This window comes from Bacillus sp. CECT 9360, assembly GCF_918741275.1.
Classification (GTDB): domain Bacteria; phylum Bacillota; class Bacilli; order Bacillales; family DSM-1321; genus Peribacillus.
Genome location: NZ_CAKKNA010000024.1, coordinates 1 through 19,244, shown reverse-complemented (window position 1 = coordinate 19,244; position 19,244 = coordinate 1). Strand labels below are relative to the sequence as shown.

General features: G+C 37.5%; 22 protein-coding genes and 3 pseudogenes. 20 read left to right on the top strand and 5 right to left on the bottom strand.

What is annotated here, in order from left to right; all coding sequences use genetic code 11:
* Nucleotides 1-160 precede the first annotated feature (160 nt).
* The 6 genes and pseudogenes from spoVAD to LQ216_RS19830 form a co-directional block, all read left to right on the top strand.
* Nucleotides 161-1,033 (top strand): annotated as a pseudogene (spoVAD, locus tag LQ216_RS19855) (stage V sporulation protein AD); the annotation flags it as partial.
* Between the two features lies 1 nt (nucleotide 1,034).
* Nucleotides 1,035-1,385 carry a stage V sporulation protein AE gene (gene spoVAE / locus LQ216_RS19850; protein WP_126408962.1) on the top strand — a complete coding sequence of 117 codons (351 nt, stop codon included), beginning with the start codon at nucleotides 1,035-1,037 and terminating at the stop codon, nucleotides 1,383-1,385.
* A 12-nt stretch (nucleotides 1,386-1,397) separates the two neighbouring features.
* Nucleotides 1,398-1,604, top strand: a complete 207-nt coding sequence (locus tag LQ216_RS19845; protein ID WP_126408961.1) for a DUF1657 domain-containing protein — start codon at nucleotides 1,398-1,400, stop codon at nucleotides 1,602-1,604.
* Nucleotides 1,605-1,618: 14 nt separating this feature from the next.
* Complete coding sequence (locus tag LQ216_RS19840) at nucleotides 1,619-2,479, top strand: DUF421 domain-containing protein (protein ID WP_230131364.1); 861 nt, start codon at nucleotides 1,619-1,621, stop codon at nucleotides 2,477-2,479.
* Nucleotides 2,480-2,721: 242 nt separating this feature from the next.
* A pseudogene (locus tag LQ216_RS19835) lies at nucleotides 2,722-2,814 on the top strand (DUF421 domain-containing protein); the annotation flags it as partial.
* A gap of 96 nt (nucleotides 2,815-2,910) precedes the next feature.
* Nucleotides 2,911-3,495, top strand: a complete 585-nt coding sequence (locus LQ216_RS19830) for a YitT family protein (protein WP_230131362.1) — start codon at nucleotides 2,911-2,913, stop codon at nucleotides 3,493-3,495.
* 684 nt (nucleotides 3,496-4,179) lie between these two features.
* Here LQ216_RS19830 and LQ216_RS19825 read toward each other — a convergent pair.
* Nucleotides 4,180-4,545, bottom strand: coding sequence for a hypothetical protein (locus LQ216_RS19825; RefSeq protein WP_230131360.1), 366 nt, complete (start codon nucleotides 4,543-4,545; stop codon nucleotides 4,180-4,182).
* Nucleotides 4,546-5,021: 476 nt separating this feature from the next.
* Between LQ216_RS19825 and LQ216_RS19820 the strand changes: the two genes are divergently transcribed.
* Complete coding sequence (locus tag LQ216_RS19820; protein WP_230131358.1) at nucleotides 5,022-5,465, top strand: cell wall hydrolase; 444 nt, start codon at nucleotides 5,022-5,024, stop codon at nucleotides 5,463-5,465.
* Nucleotides 5,466-5,718: 253 nt separating this feature from the next.
* Here LQ216_RS19820 and LQ216_RS19815 read toward each other — a convergent pair.
* The 4 genes and pseudogenes from LQ216_RS19815 to istA form a co-directional block, all read right to left on the bottom strand.
* Nucleotides 5,719-6,956 (bottom strand): annotated as a pseudogene (locus tag LQ216_RS19815) (IS110 family transposase).
* A gap of 839 nt (nucleotides 6,957-7,795) precedes the next feature.
* Nucleotides 7,796-7,996, bottom strand: a complete 201-nt coding sequence (locus tag LQ216_RS19810; protein WP_230131356.1) for a hypothetical protein — start codon at nucleotides 7,994-7,996, stop codon at nucleotides 7,796-7,798.
* Nucleotides 7,993-8,748 carry an IS21-like element helper ATPase IstB gene (istB, locus tag LQ216_RS19805; RefSeq protein WP_230131354.1) on the bottom strand — a complete coding sequence of 252 codons (756 nt, stop codon included), beginning with the start codon at nucleotides 8,746-8,748 and terminating at the stop codon, nucleotides 7,993-7,995. Before istB ends, LQ216_RS19810 begins: the two co-directional genes overlap by 4 nt.
* A complete protein-coding gene (gene istA / locus LQ216_RS19800) occupies nucleotides 8,745-10,289 on the bottom strand; it encodes an IS21 family transposase (protein WP_230131352.1) in 1,545 nt (514 codons plus the stop codon). The genes istB and istA overlap by 4 nt, the downstream gene beginning before the upstream one ends.
* 300 nt (nucleotides 10,290-10,589) lie before the next feature.
* Here istA and LQ216_RS19795 point away from each other — a divergent pair, with 300 nt between their 5' ends.
* The 13 genes from LQ216_RS19795 to LQ216_RS19735 all read left to right on the top strand — a co-directional run bounded on the left by LQ216_RS19795 (nucleotide 10,590) and on the right by LQ216_RS19735 (nucleotide 18,316).
* Nucleotides 10,590-11,192, top strand: coding sequence for a hypothetical protein (locus LQ216_RS19795; RefSeq protein WP_230131351.1), 603 nt, complete (start codon nucleotides 10,590-10,592; stop codon nucleotides 11,190-11,192).
* A gap of 78 nt (nucleotides 11,193-11,270) precedes the next feature.
* Nucleotides 11,271-11,564 (top strand): hypothetical protein, encoded by a 294-nt coding sequence (locus tag LQ216_RS19790; protein WP_126408957.1) that lies wholly within the window; start codon nucleotides 11,271-11,273, stop codon nucleotides 11,562-11,564.
* A 9-nt stretch (nucleotides 11,565-11,573) separates the two neighbouring features.
* On the top strand, nucleotides 11,574-12,254 hold the full coding sequence (locus tag LQ216_RS19785; RefSeq protein WP_342772322.1) for a DnaD domain protein: 681 nt from the start codon (nucleotides 11,574-11,576) through the stop codon (nucleotides 12,252-12,254).
* Nucleotides 12,238-13,533, top strand: coding sequence for a DnaB-like helicase C-terminal domain-containing protein (locus tag LQ216_RS19780; RefSeq protein ID WP_230131347.1), 1,296 nt, complete (start codon nucleotides 12,238-12,240; stop codon nucleotides 13,531-13,533). Before LQ216_RS19785 ends, LQ216_RS19780 begins: the two co-directional genes overlap by 17 nt.
* Nucleotides 13,534-13,589: 56 nt before the next feature.
* Nucleotides 13,590-13,772, top strand: a complete 183-nt coding sequence (locus LQ216_RS19775; protein WP_230131345.1) for a hypothetical protein — start codon at nucleotides 13,590-13,592, stop codon at nucleotides 13,770-13,772.
* Nucleotides 13,773-13,816: 44 nt separating this feature from the next.
* Nucleotides 13,817-14,263 (top strand): hypothetical protein, encoded by a 447-nt coding sequence (locus tag LQ216_RS19770; protein WP_126408953.1) that lies wholly within the window; start codon nucleotides 13,817-13,819, stop codon nucleotides 14,261-14,263.
* Between the two features lie 87 nt (nucleotides 14,264-14,350).
* The gene (locus tag LQ216_RS19765; RefSeq protein ID WP_230131344.1) at nucleotides 14,351-14,866 is read left to right on the top strand and encodes a phage terminase small subunit-related protein; all 516 of its coding nucleotides are present in this window, start codon (nucleotides 14,351-14,353) and stop codon (nucleotides 14,864-14,866) included.
* Between the two features lie 427 nt (nucleotides 14,867-15,293).
* The gene (locus LQ216_RS19760; RefSeq protein WP_156474937.1) at nucleotides 15,294-15,434 is read left to right on the top strand and encodes a hypothetical protein; all 141 of its coding nucleotides are present in this window, start codon (nucleotides 15,294-15,296) and stop codon (nucleotides 15,432-15,434) included.
* Nucleotides 15,435-15,703: 269 nt separating this feature from the next.
* Nucleotides 15,704-16,171, top strand: coding sequence for a hypothetical protein (locus tag LQ216_RS19755; protein ID WP_354959429.1), 468 nt, complete (start codon nucleotides 15,704-15,706; stop codon nucleotides 16,169-16,171).
* A gap of 65 nt (nucleotides 16,172-16,236) precedes the next feature.
* The gene (locus LQ216_RS19750) at nucleotides 16,237-16,407 is read left to right on the top strand and encodes a YozD family protein (protein WP_117308114.1); all 171 of its coding nucleotides are present in this window, start codon (nucleotides 16,237-16,239) and stop codon (nucleotides 16,405-16,407) included.
* A 155-nt stretch (nucleotides 16,408-16,562) separates the two neighbouring features.
* Nucleotides 16,563-16,733, top strand: a complete 171-nt coding sequence (locus LQ216_RS19745; RefSeq protein ID WP_230131342.1) for a hypothetical protein — start codon at nucleotides 16,563-16,565, stop codon at nucleotides 16,731-16,733.
* 96 nt (nucleotides 16,734-16,829) lie between these two features.
* Nucleotides 16,830-17,540: a protein kinase gene (locus tag LQ216_RS19740; RefSeq protein WP_230131340.1), complete on the top strand. Its 711-nt coding sequence runs from the start codon at nucleotides 16,830-16,832 to the stop codon at nucleotides 17,538-17,540.
* A gap of 5 nt (nucleotides 17,541-17,545) precedes the next feature.
* Nucleotides 17,546-18,316, top strand: a complete 771-nt coding sequence (locus tag LQ216_RS19735) for a sporulation protein (protein WP_230131338.1) — start codon at nucleotides 17,546-17,548, stop codon at nucleotides 18,314-18,316.
* The last annotated feature ends 928 nt before the right edge of the window (nucleotides 18,317-19,244 follow it).

Below are 19,244 nucleotides of genomic sequence, written 5' to 3'. Positions count from 1 at the left end.
TGTGATAAGAGTGCAATTCTCATTAATTTAAATAATTTAACTTACCTATAAAGGAAATAAACATAAATGATTTTTAGTTTTGCACGAATTATTTCGTCAGCTCAAGGAAACTTACCTTATTACACAATAAATAAAAAAACGGAGTGAACTTTTACATTAGGATTCCTATGAAAAGGCGCATAAAGTTCTTTTTGAAGAAGCCTGTCAAAAAGCCATGGAAAAAGGGGGAATCCAAAAGGAACAGGTTCAGTTCATCCTCGCAGGAGACCTAATCAACCAGATTACCCCGACTAGTTTCGCAAGCCGAACGATTGGAGCTCCTTATTTTGGTTTGTTTGGTGCTTGTTCTACCTCTATGGAAGGATTGGCTCTAGGCGCCTATATTATTAATACAAAAGGAGCTAAATATTTGTTAACAGGAGCTTCTAGTCATGATACTGCTGTTGAAAAACAATTTCGTTATCCAACTGAATATGGCGGGCAAAAGCCCCCTACTGCACAATGGACCGTTACAGGTGCTGGCGCAGCATTATTAAGTGACTCCGGAGAGGGGCCGCGTGTGACTTCTGCCACAATAGGACGCGTTATTGATATGGGACTGACCGATCCTTTTAATATGGGAGGAGCAATGGCACCGGCTGCGGTTGATACCATTGAAGCACACTTAACGGAACGAAACATTGATTCAACTTATTATGATTTAATCGTAACCGGAGACCTTGGTCAAATTGGACAAGAAGCGTCATTGGATTTATTTAAAAAGCATGGAACCCCTATTAGTAAAGAACAATACCAAGATTGCGGTCTCATGATCTATCGAGAGGGGCAACCAGTCCTCGCAGGAGGAAGTGGCGCGGGGTGTTCAGCAACAGTAGTGTATGGTCATTTATTAAATCGCATGAAAAAAGGTGAATTTAAAAGAATGTTAGTAGTGGCTACAGGCGCTTTATTATCACCCCTATCCTTCCAGCAAAACGAAACCATACCTTGTATCGCCCATGCGGTCTCGATTGAATACGGGGGTGGACAATAAAATGATTTATTTTTGGGCTTTTGTTGTTGGTGGTTTGATTTGTGTAATCGGGCAAATTATGTTTGACGTATTTAAACTGACACCGGGACATACCTTAAGTACCCTTGTAGTGGTCGGTGCCATTTTAGATGGGGTAGGTTTATATGAACCCTTAATTGATTTTGCTGGGGCTGGAGCTACAGTACCCATTACAAGCTTTGGGAATGCACTTGTACATGGTGCCATGCAAGAAGCTGAACAACACGGCTTAGTTGGCATTCTTACAGGGGTGTTCGAAGTAACAAGTGCCGGTATTTCAGCTGCCATTATATTCGGTATGTTAGGGTCGTTGATTTTTAAACCAAAAGGATAAGGAGAATACTGAATGACTATTGCATCAAATGTAAAGCAGTGTCTTGCCAGTCTTAAAGGCGTAGAAGCCGATTTATCTAGTTTAGCACTCCGCACCGAGGATACGGAATCGAAGCGTTCCCTACATGAAACGATGATGATTGTGCATGAAGTGGTGACGGATTTAAAAAAACGCGTTGGAGAAATCGAACGAGAGGAATTGCAGTATAAAGGATTTTAAGGGAGGGTCTACTAATGCCTCTTTGGCTAAATGTTGTTTCTCGAGTTATTTTGTTTATGATTGTTCTGTTTTTTATCACAAAATTTCTAGGCAAAAAGCAACTATCCCAACTTTCCTTCTTCGAATATGTAACAGGTATTACAATAGGAGGAATTGCAGCAATCGTTATCCTTGAAGTAAGACATAGTATTATTATAGGAGGATTAGCCATTCTAGTTATGGCAGCTATACCATATATAGTTGGTCTTATTGCTTTAAAAAGTAAAAAATTCCGTGATTTTATAGAAGGGAAACCAACTGTCTTTATTAAAGATGGAAAAATTATGGAAGATAACTTAAAAAAGGAAAGATACACAACAGATGAATTACTAGAATTACTCCGAAAAAAGGATGTTTACCAGGTTTCTGATGTAGAATTCGCGATATTAGAAGCAACTGGTGATTTATCTGTCATGTTGAAAAAAGAAAATCAACCTTTAACAGCAAAGGATGTAAACTTATCGGTTGCATCAATCAAGGAGCCTCAAACCGTCATTATGGATGGCGAAGTATTGGATGAACCACTTTCGACAATTGGACGAAGTCGAGCTTGGTTACATATCGAATTGGAAAAACTGGGGGTAACGATTGAAAATGTTTTTCTTGGACAGGTAAATTCTTATGGAGAGTTAACGGTTGATCTATTTGACGATAAATTACAAGTGGCATCTCCTCAAGAAAGACCTTTAATTCTTTCGACCCTAAAAAAATGTCAAGCGGATTTAGAGATGTTTGCCCTTGGAACAGAAGTAAAGGAAGCCAAGGAAATGTTTACTAAAAATAGTGAAAAATTACAAGAAGCCATTGATAAAGTATTTCCAATTTTAAAAGGATAATCGTTTTATTTCATTGTGATGTACCTTTTTCGATTTTGGTCGTAATAATAGATGGATGTTTGGAAATAGACGTAAAAATAGAGGCATGATGCTTACAATTTGCCTAATAAAAATTTTAGATCTTAAATTTTTGATTCATTGCATCTACATTTAAATGAGGATAAATAAAACCCTTAGTCCCAATTTTGGACTAAGGGAGAACTTTCTTTACGAGGTGTTCAAAGTGTTCTTTTTTTAGTTAAATCAATTTTTATATATATTTGTTTAATGGAGCCGTGAAAATTTTAGGGAAATCGGCAATTGCACAGCTTACCCCTGACGATTTTGGGGCCATTCTTCAAGAATTACAGAACAATCAACTCATTCCCAATCTTAGCCTACTTCTGAAATATAATGCTTGTACATATAATAAGGTAAACAAATGATAAAAGGTGATTTATATTTTTCAAAAAGTAGCAGCTATTCTTATAGGTAGTTTACTAATAAGCATTGGAATAAACGGTTTTTTAGTTCCCCATCATTTATTAGATGGAGGGGTTACAGGAATTGCACTTATACTACATTATTACTTTAGTTTTCCAACAGGTTTAGCAATGTTCCTTTTAAGCATTCCTCTAATTATATATGCATGGATCTATGAACGAACATTCTTTTATAATAGCTTTCTAGGTTTGATTGTTTCTTCTATACTCATTGATTGGTTAGCGCCTTTAAGAAATCAATTTTCGCTTCCTACTTTTACGAGTTCGTTATTAGGAGGAGTATTCATTGGTATAGGGGTGGGAATCATGCTTCGATATAAGGCAAGTACTGGAGGAACAGACCTGTTAGCTCAATTTATTTCAGAATCTTTTTCTGTAAATATAGGGATTTTTATTTTGATGATTGATGGCCTTATCGTAATAGCAGCGTTTAATACGTTAGGACTAAAAGTATTTCTTTTTTCTTGCTTAACTATATGTATCGTAGGAATAATTACTTCATTGATCGCTAGACCATCGAAGATAACTATTTGAAATAACTGTAGCTTTAAGCGAAAAAAAGGTGTTTGGATGGAGGCTCTTTCACCCCTCTAAGAAACCAATCCATAGAATAACACACTTTAAATCTACATTTGAGACAAATGCCTAGTTCTTGGGGCATAAGCGGAACATCGAAGAACATAATAGAGGGCTTTTTTTGAAAGTGATATCCATATCATAAAAGTATATAATCCCTGGCCAAATCGCATGGTGTTACGCTGGAAAACAATGTAAGTTTTGCTTTAAAAAGTGTTCTTTCAAATTGAAATACAAACCGTTTCGCCCCTGACACAAAGCAACTGGAGCGTTTACAAGCCTGTATTAGTAGATGAAAATGATACTTTTATTAGCTCTTAGTTTTATGATTAATTGATGACTAAAAAACCTGAAAATCAAATAGATCTTCAGGTTTTTTTGTTATTCTTTTTTTTCATCTTCAATAACTTTAAAAGCTTTGTCATCTTTTTCTCTTCGCTATCTAATCCAATGCTCTTATAGTACTACAGAACATTTAACGTTGATTCTTATAACATGTGTTAGGTAACGGTGGAGATATGGGGGTGCTCATATTCTACTTCGATTTCCTTCCTGGTCCGAATATCTGTTCTTGGTAGTGCTACGAAATTTTTGTAAAATTCCTGTTTGGGTATTTCTAAATTAAAAGCCATTTGGATAAGTTCAATTATCAAGTTCTTCTACTGTGTCATTTTCCTGACCTAGTATTTCTATTCCCCTATCAAAGTTAGAGGACAACTCACCTATCTTCCTCACATCAGATTCATCATCTTCTTCACAAGAATGTGATTCTCTATATAACAGTTTATACTGATCATACAGATTTTGAGCTTTCTGATAGTGATCAAAGTCTTCTTTTAAATCTGCCACTAATTTTCCTTTTAATTCGTTGTATGATTCTTCCCATTCCTCTAAACTTTTTAGATCAAATTGTTTTGAAAACCTCGGTTTTATTCTTTCCCAATCAGAATAAGTATCAATGCACCAATCTAATAACTTTTCAAGATATTGTTTTTGTTCTTGTTCCATTTATATCCCTCGCTAAGTTAAATTTATTTTTAATATTCTTTCAAAACATTAATAAAGCATTTTGGGCAGTATCTCCGATAAGACGAAACCAATCGTTTGGAACCACAAAGTTGACTTTTCCAGGTATAATACTCAAAACAAATGGACATCTCTATGTTTTCCTTCAAAAAAACAACTCCCCATGATAATTTGATCTTCGTGAAGACCTTTAGCCTATACTACGTAAAACTTTTGTCCTAGGTGTAGGTGTTTTCGTTAACATTTCGTTATTTGGGCTTAATTACCAAAAGTAACATTTTGCTTGAAAACAACATACATTTAGGTAGATGCCACTCTTTTTATAACAAACAGGCAAGATATTAAATCTGATAATAAAAAAGAAACCCTTGAATCAAACAAGGGTTTCTCGTGATTTATTATATAAACAATAACATGAATGTAGGCTTTTTTTCATATTATATTTTTGGGGTGATAAAATGCCAAGAGTAAATTATCGAAGTCATGAAGTAGACGAAATGGCAAGGATGATGAGAGCAGAGGCCGAAGGTGAAGGAAAACAAGGTATGTTATATGTTGGAAATGTAATAGTGAATCGTGCAGTAGCAGACTGTTTAGACTTCAAAGATGTAAGATCGATTCATGATGTAATATTTCAAATTCAAGGAGGAAATTATTCTTTTGAAGCAGTTCAAAAAGGAAATGTTTTTTATCAAAGAGCAAGAACAGCTGAAAAAAGATTAGCAACCAAAAATTTGAATTATTGGAGGGATCACCCAGCGAAATATGCACTATGGTATTTTAATCCAACGGCGCCTGGGTGTCCTCCTACATGGTACGATCAACCTTTTTCTGGTCAATTTAAAGAACATTGTTTTTATGAACCAAAACCTGGAACATGTGATAGTGTTTATAGAGGTTAAGCTTACTCTTTGAGTAAGCTTTTTTACATAATTAGAATATTTACACAAAATAGAATAATACTTTTAGTAATAGTTTTTATCCAAGAAAGCAAGATTGTGAAATATTGTACTTAAGCTAAACCAGCTAATAGTTTGTCAACATTTTTCAATAAAAAGGTTAATAGACTCATGATATACTAAAAAGGGCCATGCCAAATAACCTTCCGATTTACTCTAATTGGAAGGTTTTGTTGTATTTAGTTAGATTTAGGTCCTAAGCTATATCTTGGAAAGTTGTTCTGCTTTTTAGTAAGGCGTAAATCCAATGTAAGAGTTTGTTTACACATGCAATAATCGCTACTCTAAAGGGTTTTCCTTCTTCTCGTTTCTTATCGTAAAACTCTCGTAGTCTTCTATTGCGTGGAATGATCTCAACAGTCGTTTTCTTTTTACGGGAATCCCGAATACCACTTTGAACAGCCATATACAAGGCGTGGCGAAGCCTACACGAGCCACGTTTGGTTATACGGTTTACCGATGCAGTAAATTTTCCTGAAGCGTACACACTAGGATCTATTCCAGCGAATGCAACTAACTTCTTGGCATTATTAAAGCGATCTATCTCTCCGATTTCAGAAATAATCGTTGCCGCGATTTTTTCTCCGACTCCAGGGATAGATTGAAGAATCTCATATTCTTCAATTTCACTAGCGAGGGCATTTATTTCATCCGCAATATTGGATAGATGCTCTTGGTATTGAAGAACAATCTTAACCAAGATTTCAAGGTTAAAAATATGACTTTCGTAGAGATTGTTTTGAAAAGGATTACGAAGGGCTGCTTCTATTAACTTCTGTGCCTTTTCCTTTGCCCAAGATTCTGAACGACTCATACATAATGAAGCTATTTTATCCGTTACTCTTTTTCACTCACACTTAATACAGCCTCAGAAGTAGGGAATGCTAGTAAAGTAAGCAAAGATACCTTTGAATAGAGGCTCCCAAACACCCCTCGATACTCAGGAAAAACCTGATCGATTAAAGAATGTACCTGTAACTTTGTTTTGGCTGATATTTCTGCAATACTCTCTTGTTGCCTTGTTAGATTACGAAGGTTTAAGAGTTGAATTCCACGCTTCTTGTAAGGCTCTAGCTCCTCTTTATAAAACAGTTCACAAAGGTGATAAGCATCAATTGCATCAGTTTTTACCTTTCTTAGGCTTGAGCTCTTGGCTCTATGAGAGATAAGAGGATTGACAATAATATAAACATATTTTTGTTCCTCTAAAAACTGAATAACGGGAGTATGATAATGACCAGTTGATTCTAAAACAACCGAAGGTTGATAGCCGCCAGCTGCTTTTTCTACTTCTTGAAGGAACTCCAATAAATTTCCCAAACCTTCAAGATTATGTTCAATACTAAAGCTCTTACGATATGGTTTACCTTTATCTAAAAACGCTTGAACCTGGCTTTCCCCTTTTGATACATCCAGACCAATTACTGGATTCATTTTAATTTCTCCTCCTCCTAGAAATACATATTAGTCGGTAACCCCTAACGCTCCTTGTAATGTCATAGGTTCGCTTGTTAAACGGGATCATGGTCCCAACCAGCCTCAAACATGTTTATACAAGCAGGGGGTGAACAGTTTAGCTGACGGAATCGAGTTCCACGGGTGCGACGTTCTACCCCGACTACCGTAATGATAAGACCATAAACAAAAAGGTCAACCAGAAAAATCTGGCTAACCTTATATTACGAACGTGGTGCGTTAGTTGAAGAAGGATTGTCTACTAAAAGAGGAAAAAGCCCCACTCAATTGAGAAGGGCTTTATACTTTATTACATCTAAATTGTCCTCTTTTGTCCTCCAATGTTTTATATCGCATTTAAAACATTTAAGTTAAACTATTTAAAAACGTTGATTTTAAGCCTTTTCTTATACACCGTTTCATTCTGTTTTATATGAAAATGAATGGGCGGCGTGATGTAATTAGGGCTTTAAAACCCTGTTATATGAACGTTTAAAATGATATTATAAAGTGGCTTTAAGAAATTTAATTTAATAAATTTCAGGAAAAACGTCTAGTAAAGTGAAATTAAGCACCTATATATAATGAGTTATTTACTCATAATATAAGGAGGTTTTATTTTTTATGGGGATAATGGGAAAAATTAATAACTTTTTTGTTGGATGAGTATTGCGGACAGAATGAGCCGGCTGTGCGGAGTTTTAAGCCACTGTTTGCGGACAACAGAGCCAGTGAATGCGGAGGAGAGAGCCACTGGCTATTAAAGAGGGGGAACAGCCATTGAAATGGTTTTATCCTAATTTCAACGGCTGCTGATTCTATCTAAATCGTTTATCTTCTAATTGCTCGTCTATAATCTCAATTGCCCAACTGACAAGTTCATCAAAATCTAACTCCTCTTCCTCGTCCCATATACAAGTAGTTAGTAACCTATCAACAATTTTCATCATCACTTCTTCCGGTAAAGATCTGTGAAAGAAATACCTAGCTACACGGTTTTCAACTTCTGTTGGGATCATCTTCCCACCACCAAACCATGACGTTCTCTCATCGATACTTCACCGTCAACTAGAATTTTATAGGAGTCGTGAACAATACGGTCAAGAATCGCATCTGCTATCTGTGCCTGTCCCAACTTAGAGTGCCACCCTTCGGGTGAGAATTGGGAACAGAATATGGTAGAAGTTCTCTTTATTCTTGACTCAATAATTTCTAAGACATGAAGGGCATTCTCCTCTGAAAGTTCAGTCAATAACCATTCATCAAGTATCAATAGATCAATCTTCTTGTATTTTTGGATGAGTTTACGGAAGCTGCCATCGGCTTCATACTTCGCGACAGCTAATTCATCAAGCAATTCTGGCAATCTGATATACTTTACCTTGTAAAATTGGCGACAGGCGTGAATGCCAAATGCATTAGATATCCATGTTTTGCCGTTCCCTGAAGCACCCATTAAAATAATGTTATGGTGATTCTGTATATAGTTTCCTGTCGCTAGCTCCAATATAAGCTTTTTATCCAAGTTTCGATCAGGATGATACTCTATGTCCTCAATTGCTGCGGTAGGATCCTCAAAGGTCGCTTGTTTAATCAATCGTTCCAGTCTATTTGATTTTCGGCGATCATATTCATAGTCTACCAGAAGATTGAAGCGATCATCGAAATCCATATCTTGATAGTCTTTGTTCTGGCTCTGTTGCTGATATAATTCTGCCATGGCCCCCATTTTCATTTCGGTTAATTTGCGTAATGTTTCTTGATTCATCATTTTTTGTCCCCTCCAAAGTATTCGGCACCGCGGGTAAAGCCGTGTTCATTGTTGTTGTTGATTTGATGATTATCAATATTAGCCTTTTGCTTGCGCTTTTTCCGCCTGTCTAATACCCCTTTTAAAACGGGAATTGTCGGATTTGTTGATATTTCAAGCAATGAATGGATTGCGGTCTCAAGTTCATCCCTTGTATGCTTAGTTGATAAATTCCTTAACGCGCTAAGAATGTTTAAAGCTTTCTTTTCCGCATTCATTTTCAGGATATGAGAGACAAACTGCTCCATGGAGGGTCCAATGGTCTTTGCCCATTTACGATTGTTTTCAGGGTTATGCTCCAGATATAATCTATGGTTATCGGGCATATGATCCTTGTTAGTAGAAAACTGGCCAATTTCCCCATCTAACCGTTTATGGGATGCAATGCGCGTTTCCTTAAAGTAAACTTCAATTAGATCGGTGGTCAGTCGAACATCGACTTGTTCACGGACGTAATCATATGGAACGGAATAATACATTCGTTCAACTTGGATGTGGTAGTTCAATTGAACTTTTGCTGTTTTCCATTCCGCAAGTTTGTAACGTGTTTGGGGAAGCTGTTGAAGGTGGGATTTCTCTTCTTCCTCAAACACCTTTTTACGTGAGCCAGGACGTTTCTGAAAATCAATCGTATTGATTTCTTCCAGCTTTTCATGGATTCTCTGATTTAAATCCTCTATGTGAAAACATTGATAGTTTCTTAACGAAGCGATGATCTGTCGTGAAATGTACCCAACAGTTCCTTCGACACTAGCCTTATCCCTTGGTTTTCGAACCCGGCTTGGCACGATAACTGTGCGGTAGTAATCTGCCAGTTCACGATAGGCTTCATTGAGGAGTGGTTCAACTCGCAAAGCCTTTATAACCCCTGTTTTCAGATTGTCTGGAACCAAGGTTTCAGGAACGCCCCCAAAGTATTCAAATGCACGGATATGAGCCGACAGCCAATTTGGTGATTTCATATCTAAAAATGCTTCCGCGTAACTTAACTGGCTGTAAGGCAAGGCCGCAATAAAAACATAAGCCGGAACCTTTTCTCCAGTAAAACGGTCAATGATGTGCAGCGTAGATCCAGCCCAATCCACCTCCATAATTTCACCTGGTTTTCTGCGAATTGGCATCGTCAATTTATATTTCTTCGCATACTTCCCATACTTTTCACAGAAAGTCCTGTAGGCATAGGGGACTTTTCCTCCCTCGCGAGCCTCCGCTGCATACTCATAATGCAATAAAGCCAAGGTGACATTCTTTTTTTGCAGCTCCTTATGCACCTTCTCCCAATCAACCGGGAGATACCCTTTTTCACTTGCCTGTTTCTCCGGAAAGAGAAATTCCCCCAACCATCGGTTGGTCATGGTATCATTCAAGCTTTCTAAGCCAAGTTTCTTGGCGCGTTGAACGACCTCGGAGACTGTATTCCGGGAGTGCCCAGTACTAGAACTGATCGTTCTCTGACTAATCCCTTCAAAATACAGTTCCAGGATTTTACGACAATTAACCACTAAAAAAACCTCCTGTATAATATTGTCATGCTTGTTTGCATGCATTGTTTATTATACAAGAGGTTATTTTATTAATCGCACTGGCTCTCAACTCCGCAGAAGGTGGCTCACTCTTCCGCACTGACTGACTCAAAACTCCGCATATGTGGCTCAATTCATATGCAATAATCAGTTGGAATTGGAGCAGTTGCTGAAACAATTATTGATGGGACAAAAAACATCGAAAAAAAGCTATCTAATGCTCTAAATATTGTTCAAGAGTGTGTTGGTACATTCGATGTATATAATGTTTTGGATTCGTTGGCAAATCACCCATGGATTAATGACCACGAGAACATACTGGCTGTAAAGTTAGTTAAAGCATCTTTTAAGGAAGGCGATCTAGAAATAATCGATTGGTATTTAGGCGACCTAGGTTTAAAACCAAGCCATTATAGCAGACAAGCATTGTGGTTTAATATTGAACACTGGGACGCATGGGAAAATAAAGAACCCGATGAAATTAATAAGTACCTCCGTGTTGCTGTTTATAAAGAAGCGGAAAGAATAAAATGGGATGGAGTAAAAAGAGATAAATTAGAGAAGAAATATAAGGTGGTTTATGGGGATGTGCTGTTCAATTTTCTTGAGAATAATAGGTTTAAAAACCCGGAGGTTGCTATTTTACAAGAGGAAGAAAGGCAAATACGAGAGAAAGATAAGAAAATCAGGCTCAAACTTATTATAGATTTACGGGAAAGTGGTTCTCCCCGCGAAAAAGAAATTATTGATTTACTCCTAGCCGGCTATACCCCTGCAGAGTGTTTGAAGGCACTGGGAGAGAAATGGTCACTTTATCAATCGATACAAAGAAAATTAAAAACAAAATTAAGAAAATTTCATAAAAAACGTCTAGTAATCTGATTTTTAACACCTATATATATTGAGAAGAAACCGTTCATTGTGAGCGGTTTTTTTATTTTTAGTAAAGAGGTGATAAAAGTGGCATTGATTGAAGCGGTTTTAACTTATTACCCTAAAGGGATTGGTGATCAATCTGGTCAAGTGATTATTGGACGAACAGAAAATACTTATATTTTGCGGTTGTTACGGGATCACATAGTATCTGAAGCAATGGAAGAAGTAAATATGTGGGAATCAATTGATCCTGGCATAGCTGCGGTGTGTCAAGCAGACGTTCAAAAATTAATTAATATCTTTTCCTTCCTTATTCCAGAGGAAGAATTAAAACCAGACCTAAAGAGCATAAAGGGTGGCTATAAAGATGAAGGGTAGGTGCTGATAATTGGAAAACTTTTGGTAGAGGAACCTCCTTTAATTGTTTTACCTACATTAGCAAAAAGTATTGGTCTTAATGAGGCTATATTCTTGCAACAGATCCATTATTGGTTACAAAGAAGTAATCACGTTATTAGCGGAAGAAAATGGATTTACAACAGCTATCCAGATTGGGAAAAGCAATTTCCATTTTGGTCCAAGCGTACATTGATTCGAATTATAAAGTCATTAGACGATCAGGGGTTAATTACTATCGGCCAATATAACAAATATAAAGTTGATAAAACCAATTGGTACACGATTAATTATGAAAAGGTGTATTCCATAGTGACAACTTGTCACCATGGTAGTGACAATCTGTCAGTAGCAATACCAGAGACTACTACACATAAAAAGAAATATGCAAGTAGTGTTAACCTTTTTATAACAGAGTATGAAGAGCTAATAGAAAAGTATGGCCCCGAAAAGACCAACGAAATGATCGAACTTCTAAATAATTATAAAGAAGCTCACGGGAAAAAGTACAAATCTGATTATCACGCCATCCTTCAATGGGTTGTACAGGAAGTGACAGGCAACAAAAAGAGGCTTGTAAGGCACGAAAAAGAAATAGATTTCCGGCAACGGGAAATAGCCTTAAATCGATGGATAGAAGAAGGGAATGATCCAAATGATTTTACCTACTAGCCAAACATACTCGCTCGAAGCAGAGACGTCGGTACTTGGAGCGGTTTTATACGATCCGGATATAATCGACGGAGTTGTCCCTAAATTGGAAGAACGGGATTTCTATAATGCTGCACACCGTCATATATGGAATGGGATTTTGAATCTTTATAGAAAAAATAAACCTATTGATGTAGTGACAGTTTCTGAACAGCTAAATCAAAAAGGGATATTACAGGATGTAGGAGGTGTTACCTATCTTACACAATTAGCTGGCTCAGTACCCACTACAGCGAATAGCATCTATTATTGTGATTTGGTAAAATCCAAAGCCTTGCGTAGGCGAGGCATTGAAGCAGCAGAAAAAATAAGATATTTATCGGAGGAACGGGAATTTGAAGATGATGAGACATTTTTGACAGAAATAGAAAATCAGGCTTTAAAAATTAGACCCAAAGTTTCTGGTAACATAAAGCATTTAAGTGAAAGCCGCTATGATTACCTGGAATATTTACTTGAAAAGGATGATTTCATCTATACCGGGTTTAAAGGGTTTGACAAATGGATGGGAGGAATAGGTCGTGGATGGCTTTATATTCTTGCTGCAAGACCAAGTGTTGGTAAAACTGCAAAAGCAATACAAATGGGTTTAGGTATTGCTAAACAAGGTATAGGAAATGTTCTCTTTTTTTCTCAGGAAATGACACGAAATCAATTGTTTAATAGAATGATATCTTCATTAACCTTAATCCCTGCCAACAAGATAAGACGTAAGGAATTATCGGTAGAAGAACTTGGGGAAGTTGAGGACGCATTCAAAAAATTAGAAAAACTCCCTTTATTTATAGAAGACGCAAGTAATATCAGCATCCATGAGGTGCGTGCCAAAGCTAATCAGATAAGAAGGCAATATGGAGATATATCAGCAATCATTGTTGATTACTTAACAATAATGAATATCCCACAATCACCTGGACAAACCCGTTCTCATGCTGTTGGTGAAGTGACACGGACAGCAAAGAAAATTGCTATTGAATTAAACGTACCTTTTATTATGTTAGCACAGCTGAGTAGAGAAGGTGCCAAATCCTTGGAGCCAAGGCTAGACCATCTACGGGATTCGGGAGAAATAGAACAGGATGCTGATGTAGTGGAGTTATTGTGGCATGACCCTAATGATTATCATCGAGAAGGAAAAGTTATCCAAAGCATAATTGCCAAAGGTAGGGATGTTGGTATTAATAAATTTCGGTATTTATTTAAAGGCTGGTGCCAGAAGTTTGAAGAACTGGAAGGATAAGTTCGGAAATAATTGGGGGCAGATTCCAAAAATTTATATAAAACGGTGGTGGAAATATGAATCAGTATCGATTGTATGAATGGCTTAAAAATGAATATATCCAACATGGAGCCATTTATGATATGCAGCATGTAAAGGACAAATATAAGAATTTGGGATTAAGTGATAAAGAAATTATCGATGGTTATGTTGATATTTATTATTTTGCTTTATCCAATTTGCGAAATATTTATGGGTAGTGCAATGACATGGCAATCATTCAATCTATTTGGAGTCATACAAAATGAAGGAGAGAAAAACGATGATAAAAGTAGCGAAAATAGACCAAAAAGAGCAGTTCATCGAGTTACGAGCAAAGGGTGTTTCCTATGATGAAATATCAAAGGGTATCGGGGTTAGCAAGCCCACATTGATTAAATGGGGCAGGGATTTGCAGCTGGAAATCAGCAATCGTTATGCGTTGGAATTGGAGCTGCTTCAAGAAAAGTATTATGTTTCAAAGAAAAAGAGAATTGAGTTATTTGGGGAGCAGTTAGTCCGTTTAATAGAAGAATTGGCAAATCGGGATTTATCCGAAATTCCAACAGAAAAACTCTATGATATGACCATGAAAACCGCTGCTAGTTTAAAACAAGAAGAAACCCAAATCACTTTAAAAGAAGTGGGCAGCATGGAAGATACATTGGATGATTTGTTGAACAAGTCTGCTTATATCGAGTGGAAACCATAACATTAATGGGTAATTGTTCACGATCGTAGCGAGCTACTTTACTAAAAGTTAACCGCCAGTTAACCGAAAAGGAGGGTTTCATCCATTATGAAGCCTCTATATGAGCGACAGGAAGGCGAAAGTAAACAAGCCTTTGAGGGCTTTACTATTTATAGAAATTTAGGGCTTACAAGAAAGCTTAAGGATGTTGGGAAAAAACTAGGTAAAAATCACTCTTTGATTAAACGCTGGTCATCTCAACATAACTGGGTGGAACGTGCTGAGGCATTTGATGAAGAGATGGACAAGCGGGCTATTTTGGAGAATGCTCAACTGCGAAAACAGATGATTAAAGAGCATGCCGAAGTTTCCAGAAAGTTGCTTCTTAAGGTAAAAGCCGCAGTAGAACACATTAGGCCTGAAACATTATCACCTTATGAAATTGCAAAACTACTGGAAATTGCAGTGAAGGTTGAGCGGTTGAGTCGTGGACAAAGTACCGATATATCTGAAATCAGCCATAGTGGGGAAATCACCGACAAGGTTGATGAACAGGATATTTTCAAGCGGGTTGACCAATATGCGGAACTCTACAAACAGATTGCAGATCAAGGAACAGCCTAAAAAACAAGTGTACTCGAAGTGTACCAAACGAGAGGGTGAAGGGGCTATATCAATGCATATTATGAAGTTGGAGAAATGCACAGTTATTCTTACATCAGAGGAAATTAACAACTTCTACAAAAGGATATTGATATCTTTAAAACGGCTTTAAAACGAGGGAAGTATTTTTATAGAAATCGAGTGCAGCAAGAACGTGAAGCGACCAAATTTCAGAGGGAACAGATGGTGAACCCGAAACTTTAGAGGATTCCTGGGAATTAATGGAAGGAATTTGAATGATCAATTTAGAATGAACTTCTCCAAGATGTTGTTATGTTCCGACTGGATCCATTGGGAGGAGAAATAATAAGTGATTAAACATCAAAAAAAAATACGTTGTCAACAAGACAAAACCCTCTCGCATATTTTATAACGAGGTGATTTCATCGTGAAAGTAAAATATGGTGAAAGAGGAACTTTTGATCCGGTGAAAGCAGCCAAGGGACTAATTGAATTGTATAATAAAATTAACAATCCAAATGTTCAAGATAAACAAGCAAAAGATAAAGCAAAAGATAAAACAAATTAAACCCGTGTGCCACTTAGGTATACGGGTTTAATTTTTTATTTAAAAGAAGAAGATAACCCTTATTAGTAAAGGTTGAATCATCGAATAAAAATAGGAATTTAACAGATGTTAAGTATGTTGACGGCACTTATGCATACGAAGTAAACCACAATAAAAGCTTATATATAGAAAGTGCGCTTCAGCACATCTTTGAATATAAAGGTGAAGTTTTTTTTGATAAAGAACAAATTAATATTGAATACAAGTTTTTCTTCGGTGATCTTGTTCAGGTGGATGGGTATGGAAATGATTATTTTAAGGTGGTCGGCTTTCGAACGGAGATCTGGAGATATAAAGAAAATGCTTGGGAAGATGTTATTTATGAGCTTTCCCGGATTTCAGACGGCGAGTGGCTTGAGGCACACGAGGAAGAATTAACTCTTATCGCCGATGCTGAGAGAGCGGACAAAATCATTCAGAAGCTGGGATTGCTTCACCCGATTAATAAAAAGCCCCGGAAAAAGGAACCTGCCGGAGGACCCTCGACACCTCGTAAATCTGAAAAAGAGAGAATGGAGATGATTGCCGAAAAAAAGCAGCTGATTGATGACCTGCTCGATTTATATAACGATTATCGGATTTTATATCAAATGTATGAAGACGATGAGTATAAACACGTGATGAATCTGGCAATGATGAAGATCAGGGAACTGGCTGAAGAACTGTATGATAAGGGCAAAAAGAAGATGCAAAATTGAGAGTAATGATTGCTCAGGAATAAATGAAAGCCTTCATTCATACACCTTAGTAAGGGGGCGATGATATGGGGGAAATCGAAGTTTTTATTGATACAGAAGAAATTGCCGAATTCTTCTTTCAGGAGCTGATGAGGCGGGGATACATCCCTACAGAACATGAATTGGAGGATCTCGCTGATATTACCTTTGATTACTTGATTGAAAAATGCATAATTGATGAGGACACAGAGGGATAACGGCATCTATGAATAACACATAAATTGCCCTTGAAAAATGGACGGCTACAAAACGACGGACTTCCCCGTCGTTTTATTTATTGGAAAAATGTTTGAAACCTTCTCAAAAGGTAAACGTATTTACTAGAAAGAAGAAAATAATAGGAGGGCTTTAGGTGATTAAAAAATTGCTTCAGAAATTATTGAACGATGGCCATAGCAAACACAGACCTATGCATTCAAGCAGCGATTGGAACAATAAGAATATGAAAAACCATCAAAACTACGGGCACAACCATTATAAGAAAAAACACAAGAAATCATCCCGAGGTTTTTTCAGCAGTTAGAAAACTATGACAAAGATAACTCTTAAAGTAATAGGCGAGCCCATTTTTGATTTGCTTTTCCGAGGGTCGTTTTTTAAAAATAAACAGTGGCTGTTCATGAAAAGGATAGGAAAAGGCAGCTTCGGGACGGCTTATTTAATAAAGGACCCATCGGAAAACCGCCTCTATATCTTAAAAAGGATGAATTATCATAAATTGAATTCTGCGGAAGCAAAAGAAGGGTTTACTATCGAGGGACAGCTGCTGTCAGAACTTGCTGATCATGCCTTTCCGGCTCTCATTGAAAAGGGCAAGTGGAAAGGCACACCCTATATGGTCATGGAGTATAAGAATGGAAAAACATTTGAGCAGCTAATCTTCTCGGAGGATAAAGTGTTTACTGAGCAAGAAGCCTTTATAATATCGGCCCGGATTCTTGCCAAAGTGACAGATCTTCATAAAAAAGGCATCATCCATCGGGACCTGCGCATTCCCAATATCCTTACAAACGGGATAGATCTGTTCATCATTGATTTTGGTCTGGCACGTACGGAAGAACATAGTCCTAATGACAAAAGGGCTGGAGATCCGCGCAAACCGGTTCACTATACAAGTGATTTATACGCGATCGGTCATTTCTTGTTATTTTTATTATATTCCGGTTATACACCTGTAGCGAAAAATGAGCGGGCATGGGATGAAGAATTAACGATTCACCCTGATTCAATAAGGATCATAAAAAAGCTGCTTATGAGTGATTTGTCCTTTGACAGCAGTGATCAGGCATTAACAGAGATAAAAAAACATATCAAAACACAATGGGAGTGAGTGGAATGTCAGTTTTTAACAAAGTCCTCGCCAGCATCGGGATTGGAAGTGCCCATGTCGATACAAAGCTTGAGAGGGAACGGTTCAGACCGGGTGATTTAGTTACCGGTTCAGTCGAAATCATAGGCGGCAGTGTTCCCCAAAAAATAGACGAAATCTATTTATCCGTGCATACAACCTATGTGAAGGAATATGATGGCAAGAAGCTTACACAGATTGCAACGATCCATAAAATCCGTATCAATGAGCCGTTTGAAGTAGCTCCGACGGAGAAAAAAGAAATTCCGTTTACTTTTAATCTGCCGTATGAAACTCCGGTGACCTCAGGAAAGACAAAAGTATGGATTTCAACCGGTCTTGATATTAAAAACGCCGTAGATCCCAAGGACGAAGATTTTATCCGCATAGAGCCCAATGAACTGATACAATCTACTTTTTCTGCATTGGAAGCTCTTGGATTTCAGCTCAGAAACGCGGATTGTGAAGAAGCACCCTACCGCTTTCGAAAAAGAATGCCATTTATACAAGAATTTGAGTTCATTCCGAAAACAGGCGCTTATAAAGGTAAACTGGATGAGCTTGAAATTGCCTTTTTCTTGAAAAACAGAGAAGAAGCTGAAGTATTGATTGAAGTGGATAGAAAAGCAAAAGGAATTGCCGGTCTGTTTGCTGAGACGCTGGATATGGATGAGACAAAAGTAAGAGGTTTCATTTCCGCTTCAGAGATTCCTGTACTGAAAGAAAAATTAAACGGGATCATCAGCCGTTACGTTTAAACTGAAAAATGCCGCAGGAAGCCCTGTGGCATTTTTTGATAGCAAGAAAACTTTTACTTTCAAGATGTCTAGCATCGACGCCGAGGACGTCATTTGAATCAATGCCAACATAGGATAAGAACTACATCGGCTGCGAAAATATGAGCGGTGATCCAAAAATATGATTGATGATCCAAACATGTGAGCGGTGATCCGAAAATATGGGCGATGATCGGAAAATATGATCGATGCTCAGAAAATATGAGCGATTATCCGAAAATATGAGCGGTGATCTGAATATATGAGCGATGATCCGAAAATATGATCGATTATCGGAAAATATGATCGATTATCCAAATATATGATCGATGATCCAAACATGTGAGCGATGATCCGAAAATATGAGCGATGCTCAGAAAATATGATCGATGCTCCGAAAATATGAGCGGTGATCTGAATTTATGAGCGGTGATCTGAAAATATGATCGATTATCGGAAAATATGATCGATTATCCAAATATATGATCGATGATCCAAACATGTGAGCGATGATCCGAAAATATGAGCGATGCTCCGAAAATATGAGCGGTGATCTGAATATATGAGCGGTGATCCGAACATGTGGGCGATGATCTGAAAATATGAGCGATGCTCCGAAAATATGAGCGGTGATCTGAATATATGATCGATTATCCAAATATATGAGCGATGATCCAAACATGTGAGCGATGCTCCGAATTTATGAGCGATGCTCCGAAAATATGAGCGGTGATCTGAATATATGAGCGATGATCCGAATTTATGAGCGATGATCTGAATATGTGAGCGATGCTCCGAAAATATGAGCGATGCTCCGAAAATATGAGCAGTGATCTGAATCTATGGGCGATGCTCCGAAAATATGAGCGGTGATCTGAAAATATGAGCGGTAATCTGAATATATGAGCGA